Annotated in this window: 18 protein-coding genes; 7 read left to right on the top strand and 11 right to left on the bottom strand. The window is 61.7% G+C overall.

Annotated features, from left to right (window positions below; genetic code table 11):
- Positions 1-25: 25 nt before the first annotated feature.
- A complete protein-coding gene (locus P1U55_RS07070) occupies positions 26-1585 on the top strand; it encodes an FAD/NAD(P)-binding protein (protein ID WP_301046832.1) in 1560 nt (519 codons plus the stop codon).
- Here the strand turns inward: P1U55_RS07070 and P1U55_RS07065 are convergent.
- The 11 genes from P1U55_RS07065 to P1U55_RS07015 form a co-directional block, all read right to left on the bottom strand.
- Positions 1562-2656 carry a hybrid sensor histidine kinase/response regulator gene (locus tag P1U55_RS07065; protein WP_301046831.1) on the bottom strand — a complete coding sequence of 365 codons (1095 nt, stop codon included), beginning with the start codon at positions 2654-2656 and terminating at the stop codon, positions 1562-1564. The two genes, P1U55_RS07070 and P1U55_RS07065, sit on opposite strands and share 24 nt — an antisense overlap.
- A 4-nt stretch (positions 2657-2660) precedes the next feature.
- Positions 2661-3134 (bottom strand): response regulator, encoded by a 474-nt coding sequence (locus P1U55_RS07060; RefSeq protein ID WP_301046830.1) that lies wholly within the window; start codon positions 3132-3134, stop codon positions 2661-2663.
- Positions 3131-5416: a PAS domain S-box protein gene (locus P1U55_RS07055; protein ID WP_301046829.1), complete on the bottom strand. Its 2286-nt coding sequence runs from the start codon at positions 5414-5416 to the stop codon at positions 3131-3133. Before P1U55_RS07055 ends, P1U55_RS07060 begins: the two co-directional genes overlap by 4 nt.
- Positions 5417-5450: 34 nt before the next feature.
- Positions 5451-6176, bottom strand: a complete 726-nt coding sequence (locus P1U55_RS07050; protein WP_301046828.1) for a response regulator — start codon at positions 6174-6176, stop codon at positions 5451-5453.
- 288 nt (positions 6177-6464) lie between these two features.
- On the bottom strand, positions 6465-7352 hold the full coding sequence (locus tag P1U55_RS07045; protein WP_301046827.1) for a transglutaminase family protein: 888 nt from the start codon (positions 7350-7352) through the stop codon (positions 6465-6467).
- Between the two features lie 9 nt (positions 7353-7361).
- Positions 7362-9761: a circularly permuted type 2 ATP-grasp protein gene (locus P1U55_RS07040; protein ID WP_301046826.1), complete on the bottom strand. Its 2400-nt coding sequence runs from the start codon at positions 9759-9761 to the stop codon at positions 7362-7364.
- Positions 9758-13111: a DUF2126 domain-containing protein gene (locus tag P1U55_RS07035; protein ID WP_301046825.1), complete on the bottom strand. Its 3354-nt coding sequence runs from the start codon at positions 13109-13111 to the stop codon at positions 9758-9760. Before P1U55_RS07035 ends, P1U55_RS07040 begins: the two co-directional genes overlap by 4 nt.
- A 117-nt stretch (positions 13112-13228) precedes the next feature.
- Entirely contained in the window at positions 13229-14272 is a 1044-nt protein-coding gene (locus P1U55_RS07030) for a putative zinc-binding metallopeptidase (RefSeq protein ID WP_301046824.1), read from the bottom strand.
- A 297-nt stretch (positions 14273-14569) separates the two neighbouring features.
- Positions 14570-15898: an MATE family efflux transporter gene (locus P1U55_RS07025; RefSeq protein WP_301046823.1), complete on the bottom strand. Its 1329-nt coding sequence runs from the start codon at positions 15896-15898 to the stop codon at positions 14570-14572.
- Positions 15891-16397, bottom strand: coding sequence for a PaaI family thioesterase (locus P1U55_RS07020; RefSeq protein ID WP_301046822.1), 507 nt, complete (start codon positions 16395-16397; stop codon positions 15891-15893). The genes P1U55_RS07025 and P1U55_RS07020 overlap by 8 nt, the downstream gene beginning before the upstream one ends.
- Complete coding sequence (locus P1U55_RS07015; RefSeq protein WP_301046821.1) at positions 16394-16891, bottom strand: PaaI family thioesterase; 498 nt, start codon at positions 16889-16891, stop codon at positions 16394-16396. The genes P1U55_RS07020 and P1U55_RS07015 overlap by 4 nt, the downstream gene beginning before the upstream one ends.
- A gap of 129 nt (positions 16892-17020) precedes the next feature.
- Between P1U55_RS07015 and P1U55_RS07010 the strand changes: the two genes are divergently transcribed.
- The 6 genes from P1U55_RS07010 (at position 17021) to P1U55_RS06985 (ending at position 22269) form a co-directional block, all read left to right on the top strand.
- Positions 17021-17401 (top strand): MerR family DNA-binding transcriptional regulator, encoded by a 381-nt coding sequence (locus P1U55_RS07010; protein WP_301046820.1) that lies wholly within the window; start codon positions 17021-17023, stop codon positions 17399-17401.
- Positions 17402-17769: 368 nt separating this feature from the next.
- Positions 17770-18168, top strand: a complete 399-nt coding sequence (locus P1U55_RS07005) for a MerR family DNA-binding transcriptional regulator (protein WP_301046819.1) — start codon at positions 17770-17772, stop codon at positions 18166-18168.
- A gap of 30 nt (positions 18169-18198) precedes the next feature.
- On the top strand, positions 18199-19977 hold the full coding sequence (locus P1U55_RS07000) for an acyl-CoA dehydrogenase C-terminal domain-containing protein (protein WP_301046818.1): 1779 nt from the start codon (positions 18199-18201) through the stop codon (positions 19975-19977).
- 63 nt (positions 19978-20040) lie between these two features.
- Positions 20041-20253, top strand: coding sequence for a hypothetical protein (locus P1U55_RS06995; RefSeq protein ID WP_301046817.1), 213 nt, complete (start codon positions 20041-20043; stop codon positions 20251-20253).
- A gap of 165 nt (positions 20254-20418) precedes the next feature.
- Complete coding sequence (locus tag P1U55_RS06990) at positions 20419-21045, top strand: glutathione S-transferase family protein (RefSeq protein WP_301046816.1); 627 nt, start codon at positions 20419-20421, stop codon at positions 21043-21045.
- Between the two features lie 12 nt (positions 21046-21057).
- Positions 21058-22269 (top strand): acetyl-CoA C-acetyltransferase, encoded by a 1212-nt coding sequence (locus P1U55_RS06985; protein WP_301046815.1) that lies wholly within the window; start codon positions 21058-21060, stop codon positions 22267-22269.
- The last annotated feature ends 1 nt before the right edge of the window (position 22270 follow it).

Here is a 22270-nt window from a genome sequence, read left to right as displayed (position 1 = left end):
CAGCCGCGCGGCCACTCTCTGCGCAATGACACATCGCATTGCATTTATCGGTATGGGGCCGCGCGGGCTGGGCGCGGCAGAAGCCTTGCTGGCCCTTTGGCCCGAGGCCATGATCGAGGTGTTCGATCCGGGGATGCATCCGGGGGCCGGGCCAAACTTTTCACCCGATCAAAGCCCGCATTGCCTGCTGAACCTGCCGCTGCGCAACCTTGATATCGCCCGCGACGGCACCCTGATCGACGACATCACAGGCGACCCGGAGCGCTTTCCCGCGCGGGCCGAACTGGGCCAGCACCTGTGCCAACGGTTCAACGCCTTGGGCCTCACCCACCACCATCGCGCGGTACGCGACATTCAGCATGACGAGGCATCGGGTGGATGGATGCTGAGCACGCCGCAAGGCCCCGAAGGCCCCTTTGCCGAAGTGCTGATCGCGCCCGGCCAGCCCCGCTCTCACCCGGATCCGCAATTCAGCAAATGGAAGGCCCATGCGCAGGAGCACGCGCTTGATCTTGTTCCCGCCTACCCCGACCGCGCCTTGCTTGCCGTCGCCAAAGGCTGGGCCGGAAAAGCCGTGGGGGTGCGGGGGCTGGCCCTGTCGTCGATAGACGTGGTGCGCCTGCTGACGTTGGGGATGGGCGGGCGTTTCAAGGCCGGACGCTACCTGCCCTCGGGGATGGAACCGGCGCGGATCGTGCCCTTTTCACTGAACGGCCTGCCCCCCGCGCCCAAGCCTGCCACAGCGACGCTGGACGCAGGTTTTGATGCCACAGAGGCCGAAACCGCCCGCTTTGAAGCCGCGCTGGCAGAGGCTTTGGATAGCCCCGCCGAACCCCCGCTTGCCATGATTTGCGCCGCGCTTGAAGTGCCCGTGGAACGGATCACTGGCGATCGCGCAGCCACCCGCGACTGGCTGGCAGCCGAGCGCGAAAACCCCGGATCACAGGAAGATCGCGCCGCGCCCGAGGTGCTGCGCGGGTTGATCGCCATGGCTGACGGCAGCGCCTCGGCCTCACCCGGCTATGTGGCCGGGCAGGTTTGGCGCAAATGGCAAGATGCTTTGCGGAAAGGCTTCAATCCGCGCGATGTGGCGCCGGAGATAGCCCAGGCCGTCACCGGGTTTGACGATGGTATGAAGCGGTTTTCCTATGGGCCCCCGCTGACGTCCGCGACAGAGCTAATGACCCTTATCGAAGACGGGCGGGTAGATATGCGCGCGGTGGATGACCCGGATATCGTGACTGGCCCCGATGGCTGGCGCCTTTGCAACGATGAGGACCGGGTGGAGGTTGCAGCGATGGTAGATGCTGTGCTGCCGTCACCGGATTTGAGCATTGTCTCTGATCCGTTGATTGCCCGGCTGCGGGATCGTGGGGTGCTGGTGCCATTGGCCGAGGGGCTTGCCGCCAAGACCGAGCCGGATGGGCAGGTGCAGCCCGGGCTTTCGGTGCTGGGACGCATGGCCTATGGCAGCGTCATCGCTGTCGACTCGCTGCACGATTGTTTTGGCGCAGCGGCGCAACGCTGGGCCGAAGGGGTTTGTGCGCGCCAGCGCGCGCCATCAAGCACCATGCGCGGAGGCTGATTTTCCAAGCGGGAGTTCAAACCGGAACACGGTGCCCTGCGGCACGTTAGGCTCGCACCAAATGCGCCCGTTATGGCGATCCACGATCTTGCGACATGTGGCCAACCCAAGCCCGGTGCCAGGAATGGATGCGGCGACAGGCAGGCGCTTGAATGGCTGAAAAACCCGCTCTTTGTACTGCTCGGGCACCCCGATGCCGTTGTCTGACACCGAAAATTGCAATCGCCTGCCCAATTTTGTGCAGTGGACATGAATGCAGGGCGCACTGTCGCCCGCGTATTTGATGGCGTTGTTTATAAGGTTTTGCAGGAGTTGTACGATCTGTGGCCCATGGCACAGGACAAGCGGCACATCATCAGCTTCAACCGTGATTTGCGCTCCGCTCTTTTCAACGGCCGCAAGCAAAAGCGAGGCCGCCTGATCGGCCAACTCTCTGGGCGCGCAAAACTTTGGCTCTGAGTCTCGATCAAGTTGCACATGGCCGGCAAGACTGGCCACCAGGTCGGACATTCGCTCAGCCGTCTGGGCGATGAGGCGCATATCGCGCTCAACTTCCTTGGTGTCCTGTGCGCCAATGTCTTCGGCGAGTTTCTCGATGAGAAACAGGGTCGAGCGGATCGGCGCCTTCAGGTCATGCACCAGAACCTCTGAAAAAACGCCCATGTCCTGGCGCTGCTCCTCGATTTCCCACCGCATTCGCGCAACCTTGCACCCATTCTCTATGATCCGCTCCAACACGTTTTCCGACAGGCTGCGCTTTGGAACATAATCGACCGCACCGCGCTGGATGGCGTTCTTTGCAACGGTTTCATCACCCTGCCCTGTGACCACGCAGACCCCGGCGCGCGGCCAGCGCTCCTGCAAAACATCAATCAAATCAAGCCCGCTGATACCGGGCAGAAGATGGTCCAACAGGACCAGATCAACCTTTGGAGCGGTCACCTCGGCCAGTTTGGCGCCATCAGCGACTTCGACAACCTCGCACTCCATCGGCATGCGGGTCAGCAAACGGTGGATTTGCTTGCGGTCAGCCGCGTCATCGTCAATCACCATGACTACGAGACCGGGCATCTGTTCAGCGGCCCCCACCCGCTGGTATCTCGGGTAGTTCGACAACGTGCCAAAAATGATCAAGCGTGCCGACCAGCTTGATGAAGTCAAAGCCCGCGTCATCTTTGAGAATATAGCCTGCGACATTGTGATCATAGGCGTTACCAATATCGCGCTGGTCGCTGGACGTCGTCAAAACGAAGACGATCGCGCGATGTAACTTTGGATCATTGCGCAGAGCCTCCAGAAACTCGATCCCGTTCATGCGTGGCATATTGAGATCGAGCAAGATGATGTATTGTGGCGGCGGTTTTGTGGGGGCTTCGCCGCGTAGAAAGGCCAGCGCATCGACCCCGTCTTTCAGGCGGCGCACCGGGTTGGCGATGCAGGATTTTTCCAGCGCGCGGCGTACGGCCTTGGCATCGGCGTCGTCATCCTCAACCAAAATGATGTCCAACGGGTGAACCTTGGCGGGGTCTGGGGCAGTCATCACATTCATGCGGCCATTCCTTCAGCTGTATCACCGGCCTTGCCATCAGGCTGTTTGGGCCAGATCACATGGAAGGCGGTGCCGCGCGTGCCATCGGACACAACGCGCACATCACCGCCAACGACGGCCATGTGTTTGCGGATAATCGCGAGGCCCATACCGGAGGACTCCACCTCGTCTCGCGGCTGAAGGGTTTGAAAAATTTCGAAAATCTTAGTATGGTAAGCTTCGGCAATGCCCGGACCGTCATCCATGACGACAAATTCCCAGAATGCATCAGCCTCCAGCATTTCCAGCGAGATGTGCCCGTGAGACGGGTCATGGTGGTGTTTGATCGCGTTGCTCAAGAGGTTCAGCAGAACAATCTTGAGCGGCATGACCGGAAAGGTGCCCTGCTCGAAACGTGGGTCAACCTGCAAAGACATTCCGGGGGGCAGGTTGATCAGTTCCGTCAGTTCCGCCCGCAGGGCTGCGCCAGAAATGGCCTCTTGGGCGTGCCGGGTGCGCCCGATGCGGGAATGCTCCAGCAGGTCATCAAGCAAGCGCTCCATGCGCGCGGCGCGGCTGCGCAGGATGCCAAGACTATCGCGGGTGTCATCGGTAAGAACATGCTCCAGGTCTTCGGCCAACCAGTTTGACGCATTGCTGATCGCGCGCAGTGGGGCCTTGAGATCATGGGAGGCCACGTAGGCGAATCGGTCGAGCTCGGTGTTGGAACGTTCCAGCGCCGCCAAAAGCTCCAGTTGGCGGCGCTCCGCTTCCTTGCGTTCAAAGATGCTTCGGGCGGAGCCGATAAAGTGCACTTGCCCATCGAGAACGGCGCGGCTTACCTTGATTTCGAGCGGCACTTCCGTGCCCTGTTTGGTCATGCCGATAATTTCGCGGTTCCTGCCCATCATCCGAGTTTCAAAGGAGATGGTGCTGCGAGCCACGTGGCCTTGATGCTCCTTCGCCATGTTCTGGGGCATAAGCATGGTGAGAGGCTGGCCGATCATCTCATCGGGCTGATAGCCAAACATCTCTGATGCCGCCGGGTTGATATCAGCCATTAACCCTTTGTCGGTGATCATGATGATGGAATCGGCGACGTTGTTGTGGATCGCTTCCAGCCTTGCGCGATCATGTTGCAGGGCTGTCGTGAGAGAGATGAATTTGGTGGCGATTGTGCCGATTTCATCGTCTCTTTGGTCAAGCTTTGGTAGTTCCACCTCCAAGAGGCTTTCGCCTTCGGAGACCGCCTTGATCAATCGGTTCATGGGGCGCGTGGCGTGACGGGTGGCCACGAAGGTCAGGAGAGCCGCCCCCAGTGAGAGGGCTGCGGCGACGGCGAGTTGCTGAAAAAGCCGTTGGTTCAAAGTCGCATACATCAGCGACTTTGGCTCACTGGACACGACGATTAACCCCAGCGAAGCGCTGTTCAAGCTGTTTTCAACCGTTGTCACAACGGCCAAACGGTCACCGAGATCCAGCACATCGGAGGTACCGCCATGCTCGCCGATTTGCTCCGCTCCCACGAAGGGCTCAAAACCGGGATCCTCAACGTAGGACAGGGCGGGGAGCGTTTTTCCGGCGATGTAGAGCATGTAGGATCCGGCGCGATCAATCGCGGCCACTTCGCGCTCAACGATGCGGGAGTCGCGGCGGATTCGCAGGAATTGCTCAAAGTCGACATTGATGATCAGCGCGCCGATCAACTCAACACGGCCCGCGTAGACAGGGCGAATAATGCGGAACACCGGGGTGCCATCTGAAACGCCATGCTCGCGGTTGTAGGAAACGGGGGTGTAATGGGTGCCGCCACTGGTCCCATTTATCAGGTCCTGCATGTAAAATTCATCGCCCTTGGACTGAAGCTCATCCGGAGCGGTGCGGCGCAGTTCTGTGCCAAGGCGGTTTATGCGCACGACTTCTTTCCAGTTATCCTGACGATGCAGTAGCCGCATTTGGAGATAGCTCGGCTCGTTCGTCATCGCGTTGAAAAAAGCGTTGGCGAGCAGAGTGCGCCCGCGCTCGATTTCATTGGGAATGTCCTCATCGGAGGAGGATCGCAGAGCGTGCTGCGCCAAGGTGGCGATGGTGATTGACCCGGCGAGGCGCTGAAGGGTGCCTTCGAGATCAACGAACTTATCGTCGATCCGTTTTGCATAAATGATGGAATTCAGCCGCATGGCATCGGTCGCCACGACTTTGGCGTCATGGCGCGCCGTGCGGTGGATCAAGAGCGCGAAAATGCCGGTGACTGTCAGCACGACCGTGAGCGCCACCAGAGCCAACCGGGTGCTCAACTTCATTGCCCGGCCCTCACAACGCGCACGGCTGGCATCATCAGACCTTCTTGGCAGAGAAAAGCTTGACCGACTCGGGTTTTTGGCTGCGGCTCACATCGACAATGCCCATCAGATCATCGAGGAAAATCACCAGATCGTTGCACCCGCGCTCCAGCAGGGTGAAATTTTCATCGGCGGGGGTGGTGGTGTCTCCCTCCATCTTCATTTGGCGCAGTGTATTGAGGGTGTTGGACATGATATCACGCATTTCCGGGCCGCAGGTGCCCATAAAGCGCGCGACTGTCACCTTCATCCGGTCCTGAAAGGCGCGCGCATCGGAGATTGCGGAATAGAACATGCGCCGCTCAAACGCTGAGACGATGGCCTTGCGCAGACTGTCTATCGAAAGCTCTTCCTTGACCAGATAATCGGCACAGCCACGGCGCATGGCCTCAACCGCAATGGCGCGGCGAGTGACCGAGGTGAGCATGATCGGGATTGCCTCTGTTTGCTCCTCATGGGCGAGCAGCACCTTGAGGGCATCAAGCCCGGTTTCCATGCCGAGGTTATAGTCGATAAACACCAGATCGAAGGGCACTTCGAGTTGCGCGCGCATTTCACCAATGGTGAAAACCTCTGTAAAATCAAGGTCGAGACCGGCTTTGTGCGCGATCTGCTGGATGCGAAGCTGATCAACCTCGTCATCATCAAGAACCAGAGCCCGCAAGCGGGTTGCGCCAACCGAAGATGGAGATTGTTGAATCACGGCCAAATCATGCTGCATAAATACATTCCTCGTTAAAACTCACTCCGGCCAACCATTCGCAAAACCGGCGGTATCGAGAGACACTCTGTCGCCACCCTACGCACGGCGGTTTAACATCCCGTAAAGACTTGGGTCGGTTTCAGGGCGGTCAAGCGGCCAGATCGCGGAGACGCGGGAGAAGGCGCACAATCAACGCGGGCCATGTTTGAAACGGGAATGTGGCAAGGTGAGCGGTGGCAAGGCGACGCTTGGCGCGGTGTTGGAGATCCCGGCGATTACCACATCTTCAAGAGTTGGAGGGCCGGTTCAAGCTGGCTCCGGCACGGGCGCGACATCAACGCTGTGAGTGCTATCTTGCGCGCCCGACAGCCGCACGACGCCACGAATGGGCGCGACGTCGGAATAGTCGCGCCCATAGGCGGCGACGATATGATCGGTGCCGACGAAAAGATCATTGGTGGGGTCAAACTCAACCCAGCCCAGCGCATCACCGCACCATGCCCGCACCCAGGCGTGCATGGCATCCGCCCCCTCAAGGCGTTCCATTCCTTCGGGCGGAAGGGTGCGCAGGTAGCCGCTGACATAGCCCGCCGGAATGCCCAGGGAGCGCAGGGCCGCGATCATGATATGGGCGAAGTCCTGACACACGCCGGAGCCGTTGGTGAAGGCCTCCTCGGGCGAGGTATCGACATCGGTCGCGGTGGCATCGAAGGTCATGCGGTGAAACAGCGCCTGCCCCACCGCGAGCACCGCATCAAACACGCTGTGGGGCGCACCCGCAGCATCGCGGGCGAAGGCGCCGATCAGCGGGGAAAGTGATACGCGCGGTGAGGCGGCCAGAAAATGCAGTGGCGATGCCGCCTTCATCGAGCGGCATTTGGTGAGGGTCGCGGGCAGATCGGCAAACGGCAACGAGCGGGAGACTTCAAGCGCGGCCTGCAAGCGCTCTACCCGGAAGGTGGCGGCCAGACCGGTGCCGGCGTGCTCATGGGCGAGGCCGATATCGACAATATGGTTGCCAAAAAAGTCTTGCCGCTCGGTTTTCTCGTCCGGCTCGGGATCAAAGGCGATGTCGCTGGCCAGGAGGCGCTGCACGCCGTCGATGGTCGAGGGCGCCACGCAAACGGTGTGCCGCCCCTTGGAGACGGGGCTTTGGTAGAGGTATTCGATTTTGAGTGTGATGTCGTAGATCACAGGGCACCTCTAGTGGATGAAAATGGTGTTCAGCATGGTGGACAGGTCGAGCAGATCACTGCTCACCTGCCACAGCGCCTTGCTACTCAACCCCATCACCCCGCGCGCTGCGAAGCCCTCGCGGATATCGGTCGCCTTTTGCAGCAGTTCATCGGTGCGCTGATCCGAGTGCAACTGGCTCAGGCGCTGGATGCCTTTGCAGATGACATCGAGATGAAACGCGATGGAGCGCGGGTTGGTCGGATCACAGGCCAGCAGATCAATCACGCTCTCGCGGCTGGTGAAAAGCGCATACTTCTGGTGATGCAGGATGATGCTGTCACCCACCTCGATCGCCAGATCCAGCCCGCCTTCGGGGGCCTTCTTGCTGGTGACAACGGCCAGCAGGCTGGCCATGTTTGAAGCGCGTTCCAGAGAGCGGCCGAGCATGAGGAAGTTCCAGCTGGAACTGCGGGCCATGTTATCATGCACAAGGCCGGAAAACCCTGCGCTCTTGCGCAACATCACACTCATCACCGAGGCGGCATCGGCCCCGCGCTTGGTGCGCCGGGAGATCCGGTGCGTGGATTTTTGCATGTCCATCAGTGCGGCCCAGGCATCCACGTTGAAGCGGTCACGTATCTGGCTGGCCGCGTTGACGGCCGAGTCCAGCGCCGCGAGGACAGCTTTGGGAAACGGCTGCGCGGGCTTCACCCCATAGAACGCCAGTTGTTTGCGCAACTGCTTCATCAGCGCCTTTGAGACCGGCTCATCGAGGCGGATGTTATAGGCGCGCACCATGCGCAGCAGATGCTCGGTGCGCTCGGTATAGCGCCCGACCCAGAAAAGATTGTCCGCCGCCTGCGCGGGCAGCGCATTGATATGCGCCGAGGCGGGGCGCATGTTGCCGCTTGCGATCAGGGTTTGGGCCGCGACGGGCGTATCGCTGACCACCCACACATCGGAAACGGTGCCGCCATTGCGCATGGAAACGGCGGTGGGATCGGAAGAGCCTGAGATGCGGGCAAAGCCGCCGGGCATCATTTGCCAGCCGTTTTCGGTGCGGGCAAGGAACACCCGAAGCGACATTGGGCGCGGCACGAAGCCGCCAGCCTGATAGACCGGGGTGGTGGACAGGGTGGCAAGCTCCTTGGCGACCAGCCCATCGGCATTTTCAACAAGCCAGCGATCCAGATCACCGCCATGATCGGGGCCGCGCAGGCGTCCGCCGAGCGCATAGGTGGCGTCGGTTTCATAGGGCATGCGCGTTGAAAGCGCCGGGCCGATCAACATCCGGTCGGCATGGGCGCGCACATGTGCAAGCTCAGAGGGCTGGCCGCACCACCATGTCGCGAGGTTGGGCAGCTTCAGCGCCTCGCCGGTGAGCGAGCGGCTGAGTTGCGGCAGAAACGCCATGAGCGCCTGGGTTTCCAGCACCCCGGAGCCGAGCGCGTTGACCATGGTGAGCTTGCCTTGCCGGATGACCGACACCAGGCCGGGCGTTCCAAGCTGGCTTTCGGAGGCCAGTTCAAGCGGATCAGACCAGATGCCATCCATCCGCCGCCAGAGCACATTGATCGGCAGCAGCCCATCCACCGTGCGCACCTTGAGCTCGCCACCATCCACCAACAGATCCTCGCCCTCCAGCAGCGGCATCCCGAGGTAGCGAGCGAGGTAGGCGTGCTCGTCATAGGTATCGGCGTTTGGCCCCGGCGTGAGCACGCCTGCCTGCGTGCCATCGGCGCTGAGGCCATCCAGCATGGAGCGGAACGCCTCGAAAAACCCGGCCAAGCGGCGGATGCGCGAGGCGCGGTGCAACTGCGGAAAGATGCTATTGGTGGCAATCCGGTTTTCCAGCGCGAAGCCTGCGCCAGAGGGCGCATCGACACGGTCTTCAAGCACCCACCAGCGGCCATCGGGGCCACGGCCGATTTCGAAGGCGATGAAGTTCAAGAAATGCCCGCCGCGTGGCTTGATGCCAACCATCGGGCGCAGCCATTCGGGGTTGGACGCGATCAGGCGCGCCGGAAGCTTTCCCTCGGCAATCAGGCGGTTTTCGCCGTAGAGATCCTGTGCCACCAGATCGAGAAGCCCGGCGCGTTGCACCAGCCCTTCCTCGATTTTGCGCCACTCGGCTTCGTGCAGCACCACCGGGACCGGGTTGAGCGGCCAGTCGCGCACAGCGCCCGAAGGATCGCCGTAGTGGCGAAAGAAAACCCCCGAATTGGCGAGGTGTTGGTGACCGTGGGCAAAGGCCCCCTCCACCTCTTCGGGGGTCATCATCGACAGCTGCGTGACCAAGGGCGCCCAGACATAGCGCATCGAGCCGTCCGGCGCGATCATCTCGTCAGGCACCCCCGGCTGGGGCTGGTAACCTTCGAGCAGGTGGCCCCCATCAGGGAAGGCCGTATGTGCGCCTGTCGGACTCACCGGCGCGGCGCTCGCCTGAGATCAAGGGTCATCGGGAACTCGCGATGCGGGGTTTCCGTAGCAGGCTCATAATCTCCGGCGTTATGGCCATGCGCCTCGAAGCGCGCCAGACGCCGGGCCTCGGCCTCATTGGCGTTGACCGGGAACACATCGTAATTGCGGCCCCCCGGATGGGCGACGTGATAGGTGCAGCCGCCAATCGCCCGCCCGGTCCATGTGTCATAGATGTCAAACACCAGCGGTGCATCGACCGGCAAAACCGGGTGCAGCGCCAAGGGCGGTTGCCACGCTTTATAACGCACGGCGGCCACCGAAATGGCGCTGTCTTCGGTGCGGTGCATTGGCAGGCTGCGCCGGTTGCAGGTGACGCTGTAGCGGCCCGGATCGCCGGTAATCAACTTGGCCTGAAGGCGCTCTACCGAGCTATCGGTATAGCGCACCGTGCCGCCAATCGCGCCGGTTTCACCCAGCACATGCCAAGGCTCAAGCGCCTGACGCAGCTCCAGCGTTGCGCCCTCGAAGGTAACTTCGCCGCAGAACGGGAAGCGGAACTCGGCCTGCGCCTTGTACCACTCAGGCTCCAGATCAAAGCCGTGCTGGCGCAGATCGTCCAGCACCTCCAGAAAATCAGCCCACACGAAATGCGGCAGCATGAAGCGATCCCCCAGCGCGGTGCCCCACCGGGTGAGGTTGCCGGTGATCGGGGAGCGCCACATGCGGGCGATCAGCGCGCGGATCAAAAGCTGTTGCGCAAGGCTCATGCGCGGGTTGGGCGGCATCTCGAAGCCGCGAAACTCTACCAGCCCAAGGCGCCCGGTGGGGCCATCGGGGGAGTAGAGCTTATCAATGCAGATCTCGGCGCGGTGGGTATTGCCGGTGACATCAACCAGCAGGTTGCGGAACAGACGGTCCACCAGCCATGGCGGCGGCGCGGCGCCCTCGCCCGGCCGGGGCACCTGGGCCAGCGCGATCTCAAGCTCGTAAAGGCTGTCCATCCGGGCTTCGTCAATCCGGGGGGCTTGGCTGGTGGGGCCGATGAACAACCCGGAGAACAGATAGGACAGGCTGGGATGGCGCTGCCAGTGCAAAATCAGGCTGGCCAGCAGATCAGGCCGCCGCAGGAAGGGACTGTCAGACGGGGTGGAGCCGCCGACGACCACATGGTTGCCGCCACCGGTGCCGGTGTGGCGACCGTCGATCATGAACTTGTCAGCCCCAAGCCGCAGCTGGCGGGCTTCTTCATAAACGGTTTCGGTGATGCTGACGGTTTCGTCCCAGGTATGGGCCGGATGCACGTTGACCTCGACCACGCCGGGATCGGGGGCGACGCGCACCACGTTGATGCGCGGATCGCTTGGCGGGCCATAGCCTTCGATATGCACCTGAAGGCCAAGTTGATCGGCGGCGGCTTCGGCGGCGGCGACCAGCTCCAGATAGTCCTCCAGCTCCTCGACCGGCGGCATGAAGATGCATAGCCGCCCGTCACGCGGCTCGACCGACAGGGCCGTGCGCACCTTGCCCTTGAGATCGGAAATCACCTGCTCAACCTGGCTTTGCCCCGGCTCGCTGGCGGTGAAGCTGGCCACCTTCTGGCCGGCCGTGCGCGCGGCCTTTTCCTCTGCCTCCTGCTCGGCGACGGCTTCTCTGGCGTGGTAATCCGGCAGATTACCCCGCTGCACCATCGGGTCCGCCGGGTAGAGATGCGGATACTCGGCCTCGGGGACATGGGGCAAGGAGCCAAGCGGCAGACGATAGCCAACCGGGCTGTCACCGGGCACGAGGAAGAGATGCTTGCGGCGCAACTCCCACTTTTCAGAGAGCCAGGTGCGCGGGCCTTTAGCCTGCCACTTCTGGATCGGTAGCACAAACCCGGCAGGCTCGTTCAGGCCGCGCTCAAACACGCGGGCGATGCGGGCGCGTTCCTCAGGGTCTTTCAACTTGGAATTTTCGGGCGTCACATTCTCGGGCAGATTGCCTTCCTTGACGACCCATTCGGCGGGGTCTTCATAGGCGGCAAACACATTGTCCGAGGGCACGCCAAGGTTTGTGGCCATCGCGCCGAGCAGGGCCTTGGCCTCTTCGGGGGAGGCCTCGCCATCGGTGACTTCGGGGGCGATCAGATCGGGGTTCTGCCAGATCGGCTTTTGATCGTTGCGCCAGTAAAGCGAGAAGGTCCAGCGGGGGAGGGTTTCACCGGGATACCACTTGCCCTGCCCGTAATGCAAAAAGCCGCCGGGAGCGAACTTGGCCTGCAAGCGGCGCAACAGGGCATCGGCAAAGCTGCGCTTGGTGGGGCCAACGGCCTCGGTGTTCCACTCATCGGCCTCGAAATCATCAATCGACACAAAGGTTGGCTCGCCGCCCATGGTGAGGCGCACGTCATCGTCGCGCAGCGCCTGATCCACCTTGTGGCCCATGTCGTTGAGCCGCCCCCATGACTGCTCGGAAAACGGCTTGGTGATGCGCGGATGCTCGGCGGTGCGCGTGACCGTCATGTCAAAATCAAAATCGACCTCGGCAAAGCTCGCCATGCCCGAAATCGGCGCCGCGTTGCGGTAATGCGGGGTGGTGGCCAGCGGGATGTGACTTTCGCCCGTCAACAGGCCCGAGGTGGGATCAAGGCCCACCCAGCCCGCGCCGGGAATATAGGCCTCGCACCACGCGTGCAGATCGGTGAAGTCCTTGTCGGTGCCAGCAGGGCCATCAACAGCGATCAGATCGGGCTTTAGTTGGATCAGGTAGCCCGAGGCAAAGCGGGCGGCAAAGCCAAGGTGGCGCAGCACCTGCACCAGAAGCCAACTTGTATCGCGGCAGGAGCCTTTGCCAATTTCCAGCGTCTCTTCGGGCGTTTGCACGCCGGGCTCCATGCGGATCACATAGCCAATCTCATCGGCCAGCCGCGCATTGAGGCCAACGATAAAGTCGGTGGTGCGCATCTCGTCACGCGGGATGCTATCAAGGAAGGCTTGCAGCTTTGGCCCCGTAGGCTCGCACTCGCGGTAGATCGTGAGATCCCGCGCGTAATCCTCGGCGTAGTCGAACGGCCAGGTCTCGGCATAGTCCTCAACAAAAAAGTCGAACGGGTTATAAACGCTGAGATCGGCGGTGATATCGACCTCGATGCGAAATTCGCGCACCGGCTCGGGGAAGACAAAGCGCGCCATCCAGTTGCCATAGGGGTCTTGCTGGTAATTCACGAAGTGGTTTTCGGGCGTGACCTTGAGCGAGTGTGACACCACGCGGGTCCGGCTGTGGGGGGCTGGCCGCAAGCGGATGATCTGCGGGCCCAGCGTAACCGGGCGATCATATTTGTAGTGCGTGAGGTGGTGGATACTCGCCAGAATTGCCAAGGGGTCTCTCCTGCTTTTCCTATGTTCTCGCACGAAGGCGCACAGGTTTCACGCACAAACGGCCCTTGAGCGCGGCGGGGGCAACTTCGGCCCCCGCCAGCCGTGCGCTTTGCCTCTTTACTGTGCGATCACGCCGGGCGCTTTGGCGGCGTTCTTGTGGATGAGGCGGTTGATGAAGCGCATCTTCTCGATCACCGGGTCAGACAGCACGAAGGGGTAAAAATCTGGCTGGCCCATGCCCCGGTTGAGGCTGTTGACCGTGACCGTGAGGTGCACCCAACGCCCGATCATATGCTCGACATCCTCGGAGCGATAAACACTGTCTCCCTGCCCCGATGTGACCCCGAACACGCCGTAGGCCTCGGCCGTTTCCAGGCCATCAACAATGTGCATCCAATGCGCCCATGTTTCGGCAAAATCCTCCCAGGGGTGGGCGGTGGCATAGGCGCTGATGAAGGATTGCTGCCACCCGGCGGGCGGTGGGCCTGCGTAATGGGTCTGCAAAGCCTCGCCGTAGTCCGCCCGGTCATCTCCGAAGAGCCGGCGGCATTCTTCAAGGTCTGAGGTGCCGTGCACCAGGCGCATCCAGTAGTAATGGCCGATCTCGTGGCGCAGGTGGCCGATGACGGTTCGGTATGGCTCATGAAGGTCGCGCTTGCGCTCGGCCCGCTCGATCTCATCGCCCTCGGCAATGTTGAGCGTGATCAGGCCAAGGCTGTGGCCGGTTGAAACCGCAACGGTCTTGCCGTCCGGCGTTTGGGTGTCTGCCAGAAAATCAAAGGCCAGCCCGGTTTCTGGCTCCTCGGCCTTGGTCGGGCAATCGAGCGACCATGACAAAAGCTCAAAGATCAGCTGCCGCTTGGCCAGCTCCAGCTCTTTCCACTTTTCACGGTGCGACGGATTATCAAGATTGGGCACGGTCTTGTTGTGCTCGCAGGCCGTGCAATAGCCGCTCTCGCTGCCCGGCGCGGCAAGCCAGTTGCACCCGCCAGCGGCGATGTTGCGGCAGGCGACCCAGCCATCCTGCGTACGGCCCTGCCCATCTGTGGCGCGCATGTCCAGAGCAGAGGGCAGCAAGGCGAGCGGCTGACCGCAGCGGACGCATTTTAGACTATCAAAGTGAACTTCGTGCCCACATTGAGGGCAGGTAAACCGCTTCATTGGTGTCTTTCATTTTGCAGAGAGGCCTCATCGGGCGAGGCTGGCTTGGTAACAGAACGCAGGCGGGGCCAAAAGGTTGCCTGAGGAGCGCGGTTTTCGCCAGGTGATCGCAAGCCACCGGGCGCATTGTGAAGTGATCCCGGTTTTCGGGGCGAGGTTCAAGCGCTTCCAAGGGGTCTCGGGGTCAGGTGTCATCCGGCGCAAGGGTGATATCGGCGCAACACCCCTGATTGGGCGGGCGATCACTTTCATCATGGCCAGCCTTCCGTTCGTCGCGTGCCCGCTGGGACCGCTTCCCTAAAGGGCGGCGTCACGCTCCAGGGCGGGGTAGCGCAGGCCCATGAAGAGGCCACGGGCCGCGAAGCTGATAAGCAGGGCCAGCCACACGCCGTGATTGCCCAGAAGCGGGATGAGGACCGCCACGGCAACGCCATAGCAGATGAGCGCCAGCGCCATCATGTTGCGCATATCGCGGGTGCGGGTTGCGCCGATGAAGATACCGTCAAACATCCACGCCGCCGCCCCGATCAGCGGGGCGAAGACCATATAGGCCAGATAGGTGCGCGCGGCTTCACGCACCTCGGGGGCGGTTGTCATCACGTCGATGATGCTTGGTCCGGCGAGCAGGAAGGCGAACGCCAGCACCGCGCCGGTCGCCATGCCCCAGCCGCCTGTCATCACCGCGCCCCTGCGCACCCGCGCCGGGCTTTTCAACCCATAGGCCTGGCCCACCACGGCCTCGGCAGAGAAGGCGAAGCCATCCATCGCATAGGAGGTGATGTAGAGGAATTGCAGCAGGATCTGGTTGGCGGCGAGTTGCACATCGCCAAAGCCGGAACCGAGGAACAGGAACGAGACGAAGATCACCTGAAGCATCGCAGAGCGCAGCAGGATATTGGTGTTTACCCCCGCCATGTGGATCAGCCGGGCGGGGTTGAAGATGAGCGCACGGTTACGCCAGTGCCCGCCCTCAAAGGCGTCACGGCAGAGGTAAAGGCCAAGGGCGGCACCTGTCCACTCGGCGATGAAGGTGGCAATGGCCACGCCTTCGATGCCCCAGCCAAGCACCAGCACAAAGAGCAGATCAAGACCGATGTTCAGGCCGTTCATCCAGAGCTGGATCATCAACACCGCGCGTGATTGCTCCTTGGCGATGAGCCAGCCGGTGAGGCCATAGATCGCAATCGCACCGGGGGCCGACCAGACGCGGATTTGCATGTAGCCCCAAGCAGCGGATTCCACCTCGGGTGAGGCAGGGGCGAGCCAGAAGGCCGCAGCGAAGAGCGGAAGCTGGGCGATGATCAGCAACACCCCGCCTGCCACCGCGATGAGCAGCGCGCGGATCAGGAGGGCGCAAACCTCGGCGCGGTCCTCCGCCCCTTCAGCCTGGCTGGTGAGGCCAACGGTGCCCATCCGCAAAAACCCGAAGATCCAGTAGATCGCGGTGAGAACGATCGCCCCAAGACCCACCGCGCCAATCGGCACCGGATCGCCCAACTGGCCCACAACGCCGGTATCCACCGCGCCAAGGATTGGCACGGTGGCGTTGGATATGACGATGGGCACGGCGACCTTGAGGATACGCCGGTGGGTGATCGGCTTAGGCGTGGCTTTCAGATCAGCCATCATTCGGGGCGGGCATCAGGAAATGCCCGGTGGCCTGCGCGAACAGCCGCGAGCGATTGTCTTGCCAGGCTTCCACATGCACCGAGGCATACCGCCGCCCCGAGCGATTGACCCGAGCACGCGCATAGGCATCGCGCGGCAGGCCGGAGCGCAGGTAATCAACGGTGAAATCAATCGTTTTGGGAAGGCGCGGCAGGGTCTCGGGGGTGAGGTTGGACACATCCACAGCGCCGCTTTCGATCTCCGACCAGAGGCCAGACCAGGCCAGCTCGACCAGGGCTGCAATTTCGAGGAAGGCGGCGGTGGCCCCGCCGTGCAGCGCCGGCAGCACGGGGTTGCCCACCAGCATTCCGCGGTAAGGCATGATCGCCGTCAGCTCATCGCCGCGCCGTTCAAAGGTGATGCCCATGAAACCGATGTAGGGGATGCCGCCAACCAGCGCGCCCAGCGCCGTATCGCGCCGCTCTTTGATGACCTGAACAGGCTCGGGGTATTTCAAAGGCCCAACTCCTTCTTGCCGTTTTCGAACACGTCCATCGCCGTGGCCATTTGTTCGGGCGTTGAAGGGGCGGTGGCGTGGCCGTAGGTGAACGCACCCGTGGCGGTGGCAACGGGGCGCTCTTTATCATCGTCGTAGGCGGTGGTGCGCACGAAGGCGACAGAGCGGGTAACGTGATAGCACTCAGCCGCCGCATGAACCGTTTGGCCGGGCGTGGCGGAGCGCATGTAATCAATCCGCAGATCAAGCGTGGCGGTGCCAAACCCTTCGGGCAAGGACATCACGGCGGCGCCCGAGGTGGTATCCATCAGCGCCGAGATCGCGCCGCCATGCAACACACGTGTGCGCGGATCGCCAATGAGGCGCTCGGCATAGGGCAGCGCCACCACAGCATGGCCCGGCCCGATGTCTTCAACCGTCAAACCCAGCTCCTTGGCATGCGGCAGCGCCGAAATGAATTCTTGCGCCACCTTGATTTCGTCATCGTTTGCCATTGGCTTTCCTTTTGTCCTGCAAGGCCTTTATCGGTCGCTGGCGGCCCCCTCGCAACCCTACTGATTGATCCGCCCGGTCGGCTGCTCTAGGGTTGTGGCCAGACCAATGGCTACCGGGAGTTCCGCAAGATGTCGGAGGTGAAAGCCGATACAGGACTAAGCTTCAAGGAGATGTGTGCGAAGTTCGATGTGACGCCGCGCACCCTGCGCTACTATGAATATATCGAGCTGCTGAAACCCGAGAAGCAGGGGCGCTCGCGGTTTTACAACCAGCGCGAGGTTGCCCGGATGACGCTGATTCTGCGTGGCCGCCGGTTTGGATTTTCATTGGAAGAAATCCGCCAGTGGCTCGACATGTATGAAAGCGATGACAACCGCGCTCAGCTTGAAACCTGGATCGAGCGGGCCGACCGCCAACTTGACGAACTGGCACGCCAGCGCCGCGAGATTGACGAGTCCATCGCCGATCTGCGCCGGTTGCGCGACGAGACGGCGGGATCCCTTAAATAGCCTGAAACGCATTGGCAGACTGATTGACGCAGGCCAAAGCGCAGCGCACGGGTTTGATGCGCCCTGACCGTGACTCCTGATGGCATATTTACGCCGTGCGGCAGGCATGGATTCATCCTGACACGTTGAATTATAATTATCATTATAAAAGCTAAAATACCTCAATACTTAAGTTCCCAAACCGCTTTGGTGAGGCTTAAAGTTGCGCATTCCCTGGGGTAATCTTTCCGAATAGTATGCACCGGCGTTCGTGACGTAGCGTTCCGACTGCGTCAACTTCAGGAATCCTTGTAAGCTGCCCCAGAACTAAGCATCTCCCGGCTTATGCAAGAAGAGGCATATATGAGGGTGAACCGGGAGCGACTGTGATGACCGAGAAAGAAATGACGATCCGTGAAATGTGCGATGCCTATGATGTGACGGCACGGACTTTGCGGTTTTACGAGGCCAAGGAGCTATTGTTCCCGGTGCGCGAAGGCCAGAAACGGCTCTTCACCAAGCGCGACCGGGCACGTTTGACGCTTATCCTTCGTGGAAAGCGCTTTGGATTTTCGCTTGAGAAGATCCGCCAGCTTCTTGACCTCTATGATACGGATGGTGGCGAAAGCATACAGCTTGAAGCCACTCTGGATGCGGCCGAAGATCGGCTTGCCGAGATGGTCGCCCAGCGCGACGAACTCGCGCTGGCGATCAACGAGTTGCAAAACCAGATCGAATGGGGCCGCGACGCGATCGCCGCACGACATAACAAGGAAGCCGCCGAGTAAAGCAATGCTCGGCACCTAGGGAGGACGACCATGCCGCAATACACTGCGCCCACCAAAGACCTGCAATTCCTGCTCCACGACTTTCTGAAAGTCTCCGAGAGCGATATCCCCGGCTATAGCGAGTTGGATGAAGGGTTTACCGGGGCGGTTCTTGAAGAGGCCGGCAAGCTGGCCAGCGAGGTTCTGACGCCGCTCAACGCGTCCGGCGACCGCGAAGGCTGCCGCTTTGAGAAAGGCGTGGTCTACACCCCCAAGGGCTTCAAGGACGCCTTCGAGCAGATGAAGGAGGGCGGCTGGCCCGGCCTCGATCTGCCCGAGGAATACGGTGGGCAGAACATGCCCTATCTGGTGAACACCGCGGTGGGCGAGATGTTTTCGGCCGCCAACCAATCCTTCACGATGTATCAGGGCCTGACCCACGGCGCGGCTTCGGCCATTCTGGCGCATGGCACCGATGCGCAGAAGGACAAGTGGCTGCCCAAGATGGTATCGTGCGAGTGGACCGGCACGATGAACCTGACCGAGCCGCATTGCGGCACCGATCTGGGCCTGCTGCGCACCAAGGCAGAGCCACAGGAGGATGGCAGCTACAAGATCACCGGGCAGAAGATTTTCATCTCTGCCGGTGAGCACGACATGGCCGATAACATCGTTCACCTCGTGCTGGCCAAAATCCCCGGCGGCCCTGATGGGGTGAAGGGCATCTCGCTGTTTATCGTGCCCAAGTTCCTTGTGGACGACGAAGGCACCATCGGCGCGCGCAATGGCGTGGCCTGCGGCAAGATCGAAGAGAAAATGGGCATCCACGGCAATGCCACCTGCGTGATGAACTATGACGGGGCCACGGGCTACCTGCTCGGGACCGAGCACAAGGGCATGCGCGCAATGTTCACTATGATGAACGAGGCCCGCCTTGGCGTTGGCATGCAGGGCCTCGCCCAAGCGGCCGCAGCCTACGAGAACGCAGTGGTTTACGCCAAGGACCGGCTTCAGGGCCGCGACGTGACCGGCGTGAAAAACCCCGATGGCCCCGCCGATCCGCTGATCGTGCATCCCGATATCCGCCGCAACCTGATGGACCAGAAGTCCTTTGTTGAGGGGGGCCGCGCGTTTCTGATGTGGGGGGCCAAGCTGATCGACGAGGCGCACCGCAAGCAGGATGCCGAGGCCGATGGCATGATTTCGCTGCTGACCCCGGTGATCAAGGGCTTCCTCACCGATCAGGGCTTTGACATGGCCGTGCAGGCACAGCAGGTTTACGGTGGCCACGGTTACATTGAAGAATGGGGCATGAGCCAGTTCGCCCGCGACGCACGGATCACCCAGATCTACGAAGGCGCCAATGGCGTGCAGGCGCTTGATCTGGTGGGCCGCAAGCTTGCACAGGACGGCGGCAAGCATGTGATGGCCTTCTTCGAGATGGTGAAAACCTTCCTCAAGGAGAACGAAGGCAACGAGGCGCTGAAGGCCGATTTCCTCGATCCGCTCAAGGCCGCCTCGAAAGATCTGCAAGCGGCGGGCATGTTCTTCATGCAGCACGGGATGAAAAACCCGAATGCAGCGCTGTCGGGCAGCTATGACTTCATGCACATGTTTGGCCACGTTTGCCTTGGGCTGATGTGGGCGCGGATGGCAAAGGTGGCTCAGGAGGCGCTGGACAACGGCCCCTCGGACGCGGGCTTTTACGAAACCAAGCTCGCCACCGGGCGTTACTACATGGCCCGCCGCCTGCCCGCGACGGGAATGCACCTCGCGCGGATCAATTCGGGCGCCGCAACAGTGATGGACCTCGACGCCGAGGCCTTCTAGCCTGCACGCGGGGCGAGGATTCCCCCTGCCCCGCACCACGCCGGAAAAACGCCCGAGGAGCCGATGCCCCACAAGCTGCGCCTGACCCGCAAACACCAGATCACGCTAAGCGAACCGGCCCATCGGTCCTTCAAACGGTTCTGTGAGGAAACCGGGCTGGAGGCCAACCTCGCGCTGACCTTCCTGTTCGAGAACGCCACCTCGGTTCTCGATGAGGAAAGCCTGCCGCACCGCCTGCGCGCCTTCAAGGCGGCCCTGGCGGCACAAGAAACGTGACGTCGCGCTTGCCGCGCGCGTCTGGCCGTGGGTTGATTGCCCGCGACAGGGAAAATCAACGCAAGAAACGGGGCGCGCGCCTGCGCCCTTTCCTTGCCGGAAATATCCCACGGGGGTGCGGGGGTGTGAAACCCCCCCTGTAACACCTGCCAAGGGAGGAACGACATGACGATGAAGCTCTACTGTTTTGGTGAAAGCGGTAATGCCTATAAAAACGCGCTGGCGCTGGAATTGGCGGGCGTTGACTGGGAGCCGGTCTACGTTGATTTCTTCAACGGCGAGACCCGCAGCCCGGAGTTTCGCGCGATCAACGAGATGGGGGAGGTGCCGGTGCTGGTTGACGGCGAGCGCACGCTAACCCAATCCGGCGCGATCCTGTTTCATATCGCTGACGCCACCGGCAAGCTGCTGGACGGCGACCGCGAGGAAATTCTGCGCTGGATCCTGTGGGACACGCAAAAAGGCTCTGGCCAGCAGGGTCCCCTGCGCTTTTTGATGAACTTCCTGCCCGAAGACAAACGCCCGGCAGAGATCATCGCCTTTACCGGCGCACGGATGCACGCCGCGCTCAAGGTGTTGGAGGCCCACCTCAAGGGGCGCGACTGGATCGTGGGGGACGCCCTCACCATCGCCGACTGCGCCTGCTGCGGCTACCTGTTTTACGAAGAGCCCTTCGGCTTTGACCGCAAGGACTACCCCGAAATCGACGCCTGGCTCACGCGGATTTCCGCACAGCCCGGCTGGAAACACCCTTATGATGTGATGCCCGGCTCGCCAGCCGACCGGGCCTGACAGGAGGACGATATGTCTGAAGCCTATATTTACGACGCCGTGCGCAGCCCCCGAGGCAAGGGCCGCAAGGATGGCAGCCTGCATGAAGTTACTTCGCTGCGCCTCAGCGCCCAGATGCTTGATGCACTGGCAGATCGCAACGGGCTGGAAGGCCACGCGGTAGAGGATGTGATCTGGGGCAATGCCACGCAGGTCAAGGAGCAGGGCGGCTGCCTTGCCCGCACCGCCGTGCTTGCCTCAAAGCTTGATGAGCGCATCCCCGGCCTGTCGATCAACCGTTTTTGCGCCAGTGGCCTTGAAGCGGTGAACCTTGCGGCCAACCAGATCAAGGGCGGTGCCGGTGAGGGCTATATCGCCGGTGGCGTGGAGTGCATGAGCCGGGTCGCCATGGGCTCTGACGGGGCCGCGATTGCGGTAGACCCGAGCGTTGCGATGAAAAGCTACTTTGTGCCGCAGGGCATTTCGGCGGATATCATCGCCACCGAATACGGCTTCACCCGCGATCAGGCCGATGCACTGGCGGTTGAGTCTCAGCGCCGCGCCAAGGCCGCCTGGGATGCTGACCGGTTCAGCAAAACCGTGGTGCCGGTGCGTGACCAGAACGGCCTGACCATTCTGGATCAAGACGAATACATGCGCCCGGAGACCGATATGCAGTCGCTCGGCGCGCTCAACGCGTCGTTCAAGGAAATGGGCGAGGTGATGCCCGGCTTTGATACCATCGCGATGATGAAATACCCGCATCTTGAGGCGATCAACCACATCCACCACGCCGGGAACTCCTCGGGGATCGTGGATGGCTCGGCGGCAATCCTGATCGGCTCGAAAGAGTTTGGCGAAGCCCGCGGGCTGAAGCCACGCGCCCGCATTCGTGCCAACGCCAAGATCGGCACCGACCCCACCATCATGCTGACCGGCCCGGTGCCCGTGACCGAAAAGATCATGGCTGACAGTGGCATGAAGGTTTCGGACATTGATCTCTTTGAGGTGAACGAGGCTTTTGCCGCCGTGGTGCTGCGCTTCATGCAGGCGTTTGATGTGGACCCGGCAATCGTGAACCCCAATGGCGGTGCCATCGCTATGGGCCACCCGCTGGGCGCGACCGGCGCGATCATCATCGGCACGCTGCTTGATGAACTGGAGCGCCAGGACAAGGAGCTGGGCCTCGCCACGCTTTGCGTGGCCTCCGGCATGGGCGCCGCGACGATCATCGAGCGCGTGTAAA

This window comes from Vannielia sp., from assembly GCF_029212645.1.
In the GTDB taxonomy this organism is placed as follows: domain Bacteria; phylum Pseudomonadota; class Alphaproteobacteria; order Rhodobacterales; family Rhodobacteraceae; genus Vannielia.
Note: the sequence above shows the minus strand (reverse complement) of the source record. Positions and strands in the feature narration are given on the sequence as shown.

Bases quoted from the DNA above. Each gene is read 5' to 3' on its own strand.
- P1U55_RS06985 (WP_301046815.1), top strand. From the start codon at position 21,058: ATGTCTGAAGCCTATATTTACGACGCCGTGCGCAGCCCCCGAGGCAAG.
- P1U55_RS07065 (WP_301046831.1), bottom strand. From the start codon at position 2,656: ATGCCCGGTCTCGTAGTCATGGTGATTGACGATGACGCGGCTGACCGC.
- P1U55_RS07070 (WP_301046832.1), top strand. From the start codon at position 26: ATGACACATCGCATTGCATTTATCGGTATGGGGCCGCGCGGGCTGGGC.
- P1U55_RS07000 (WP_301046818.1), top strand. From the start codon at position 18,199: ATGCCGCAATACACTGCGCCCACCAAAGACCTGCAATTCCTGCTCCAC.
- P1U55_RS07025 (WP_301046823.1), bottom strand. From the start codon at position 15,898: ATGGCTGATCTGAAAGCCACGCCTAAGCCGATCACCCACCGGCGTATC.
- P1U55_RS07005 (WP_301046819.1), top strand. From the start codon at position 17,770: ATGACCGAGAAAGAAATGACGATCCGTGAAATGTGCGATGCCTATGAT.
- P1U55_RS07030 (WP_301046824.1), bottom strand. From the start codon at position 14,272: ATGAAGCGGTTTACCTGCCCTCAATGTGGGCACGAAGTTCACTTTGAT.
- P1U55_RS06990 (WP_301046816.1), top strand. From the start codon at position 20,419: ATGACGATGAAGCTCTACTGTTTTGGTGAAAGCGGTAATGCCTATAAA.
- P1U55_RS07060 (WP_301046830.1), bottom strand. From the start codon at position 3,134: ATGAATGTGATGACTGCCCCAGACCCCGCCAAGGTTCACCCGTTGGAC.
- P1U55_RS07010 (WP_301046820.1), top strand. From the start codon at position 17,021: ATGTCGGAGGTGAAAGCCGATACAGGACTAAGCTTCAAGGAGATGTGT.
- P1U55_RS06995 (WP_301046817.1), top strand. From the start codon at position 20,041: ATGCCCCACAAGCTGCGCCTGACCCGCAAACACCAGATCACGCTAAGC.
- P1U55_RS07050 (WP_301046828.1), bottom strand. From the start codon at position 6,176: ATGCAGCATGATTTGGCCGTGATTCAACAATCTCCATCTTCGGTTGGC.
- P1U55_RS07055 (WP_301046829.1), bottom strand. From the start codon at position 5,416: ATGAAGTTGAGCACCCGGTTGGCTCTGGTGGCGCTCACGGTCGTGCTG.
- P1U55_RS07015 (WP_301046821.1), bottom strand. From the start codon at position 16,891: ATGGCAAACGATGACGAAATCAAGGTGGCGCAAGAATTCATTTCGGCG.